Below are 1,843 nucleotides of genomic sequence, written 5' to 3'. Positions count from 1 at the left end.
GCCGCCCTAACCTCAGCCTTTAAACCTCTCTAGTAGGGCAGCCGCATTTAGTGATCTCTAAGGCGTCGTCGCTGGTAGTGGCATCGCCGGGCTCGAGTTTGATGGCGTAACCGCCAGGCGGACCAGTGCTGGACGTGGGCATGGTCGATGGATGGCCGAGTCAGCAGCGCGAACAACCGGCGGATCTCGTTGGCGGACAGTGCGATGACATGATCACCGTGCGTTGCCGCCGGCGGGGCCGCCGTGATGGCCTCACCGCCGGTGGCGGGGCCATCAGGTGGCCCACCCGGAGGAAATTGGCCGGCACGGGTGACGGCGAGGAACGCCAGGGCGAGCATGGCGATTGTGCTGTAGCGATACCAGGCCCGATAGAGGCGAACCTGGTAATGGTCGAGCGCGGCCTCGTTCTTACCGGCCTGAAAACACTCCTCGACGGCCCATCGCGTGCCGGCCACCCGGACCAGTTCCCGCAGCGCTGCCGGGCGTGGGCTGGAGGCGAGGTAGAACGCCAGCTCGGAGGGCCTGCTGATCGAGCGTCGGATCAGCAACCGGTGGGTGGAGGCGGCAGTGGCGACCAGCGCCCAGTCATACCATCGCTCGCCCTTGGAGCCGGCGCCGCACGACAGGCGCTGCCACCCGGTGCGGGGCACGCGCGTGGCCATGACATCGGCGCGGACCTTCCCCGCCGCGGTGCTGATCTGATGATCGCGGGAGACGGCCATCACGTAGCCGAGCCGCTCATCTTCCAGGAAACGGCGCAGCGGCCCGTTGTCGCCGTAGGCCTCATCCGCGGTGACCCAGGCGAACGGCACGCCGGCGGCGAGGGCACGTTCGATCATCGCCTGAAGAAGTTGCGGCTTGGTGCGGAAGCCCACCTCAGGACCGATCTTCGCCGCCGCGCAGCGGTCGGCGTCCGCGATCCAGGATTCTCTGGGCAGGTAGAGGTCCCGGTCGATCAATGCGCGCCCGCGTGGTGAGGCATAGGCCAGGTAGACACCGATCTGACAGTTGGTGATCTTCCCGGCGGTGCCGGTGTACTGGCGCTGCACCCCGGCCGAGCGGGTGCCGGCCTTCACGAACCCGGTGTCGTCGCCGATCAGCACCCCGCCGGGGTCGCCCAGATGGCCGAGCACATAGGTGCGGATGTCGTCGCGGACCCCGTGCTCGTCCCATACCGCGGCGTTGAACAGCCTCTGCATCCCATCCGGAGTGCGCTCTCCGGCGTACTCCGCCAGTGTCCAGCCGTTCTTGCGCTCCAGGCCCGACAGCATCCCCTGGACACACGAGCGCGCGCGAAGTCGGACCTCTCGCCGTTTGAACCGGCCCGCCACCTGAGCGAACGCATCATCTAGACCCGGCTGCAGGCGGGCCGCGTCAAAGTGCTCTACGCTGACAGGCACGGCCATCGCACGATCTTCAGTTCCATCACACCTGAATGATCACAGCGGTGGCCGTTCTTCGTTAACGCGCCTGCGGACAGACCAGACGTACGGGCGGGTCTGCCACTCCGCGTGGGCGATCACCAGCCCTGGGCACGATCTGCGGCTGCCCTACTAGCCAGAAGGGGTGGTTATCGGTCGCTATGATAGCTCCGGTTGAGTCGCCCCGCTCGCCATCGGTGTCGACGGTGATACGAACGAGGTTCTTGGCGCTCTTGCTGGTGATGAGGGCGGTGACGGGTTTGGCCTCGGTTCTGCCGGTTTCGGGATCGGTGGCTAAGACCTCGTCCCCGACTTCGACGTCCTCGATGGGTTTGCTGCTGCCGTCGGCCATGACAACGGCTGTCCCGGGCACGAAGCTGGACTTGAAGCCACATCGCCGGCCTCACCATCGGGCAGGACCT

2 protein-coding genes are annotated in these 1,843 nt (G+C 66.6%); both read right to left on the bottom strand.

Translation table 11 applies throughout. The annotated features are described in order from the left end of the window. Positions 1-47 precede the first annotated feature (47 nt). The gene (locus BLQ73_RS30700) at positions 48-1,406 is read right to left on the bottom strand and encodes an IS701 family transposase (RefSeq protein WP_420820055.1); all 1,359 of its coding nucleotides are present in this window, start codon (positions 1,404-1,406) and stop codon (positions 48-50) included. A gap of 55 nt (positions 1,407-1,461) precedes the next feature. Further along, on the bottom strand, positions 1,462-1,794 hold the full coding sequence (locus BLQ73_RS30695; RefSeq protein WP_275936344.1) for a Hint domain-containing protein: 333 nt from the start codon (positions 1,792-1,794) through the stop codon (positions 1,462-1,464). Between the last annotated feature and the right edge of the window lie 49 nt (positions 1,795-1,843).

The organism is Sinosporangium album (assembly GCF_900100605.1).
Taxonomy (GTDB): domain Bacteria; phylum Actinomycetota; class Actinomycetes; order Streptosporangiales; family Streptosporangiaceae; genus Sinosporangium; species Sinosporangium album.
The sequence above is the reverse complement of the archived record's forward strand: the minus strand, read 5'-3'. Positions and strand labels throughout refer to the sequence as shown.